Here is a 455-nt window from a genome sequence, read left to right as displayed (position 1 = left end):
ATGCAAAACACGCTCTTGCCCAAGGGCGTGAACGTGACGAACTGGCTAACGCTATGGCGCGTTCGTGCTACCAGTTGATGGGCATGGATGAAGGCTTACGGCCCTTGGACCGTAAGCCTTTGGTAATCCGTGACCTTGAGCCGTTCTTAAGTGCCCTGGCTCGGACAACCCCTGAGCAAAGGCAGCGTGTGGTGCTGGAACGCGCTATTGCCGGTTGTGGGCCCAACCACGGCGTGAAGCGGCGGATGTGAAGGGGTTCTGTTTCAAACTCTACCCAGTCTCACTCCCGTTACAGGGAGTTCCCGGCGTATGTCAACAGGTTTTTTATTTGAGGGATTGACAATGTTGGGATATCTGTTTGATTGAATGTATAACAATCAAATAGGGGGTTTCGTGGCTTGGGATAGAGATTTTGGCTGTTATGACACTCGTGAGGAGGAGTTATTTCAGAAGGC

The 455-nt window shown here is 51.9% G+C and carries 1 protein-coding gene; it reads left to right on the top strand.

Annotated features, from left to right (window positions below; all coding sequences use genetic code 11):
* Positions 1-251, top strand: a 251-nt coding sequence (locus ACTHTY_RS11860; protein ID WP_440367828.1) for a hypothetical protein, incomplete at its 5' end; no start/stop codon positions are given.
* Positions 252-455: the final 204 nt, after the last annotated feature.

Source organism: Neisseria sp. P0019.S002 (genome assembly GCF_051957155.1).
Lineage (GTDB): Bacteria > Pseudomonadota > Gammaproteobacteria > Burkholderiales > Neisseriaceae > Neisseria > Neisseria perflava.
Note: the sequence above shows the minus strand (reverse complement) of the source record. Positions and strands in the feature narration are given on the sequence as shown.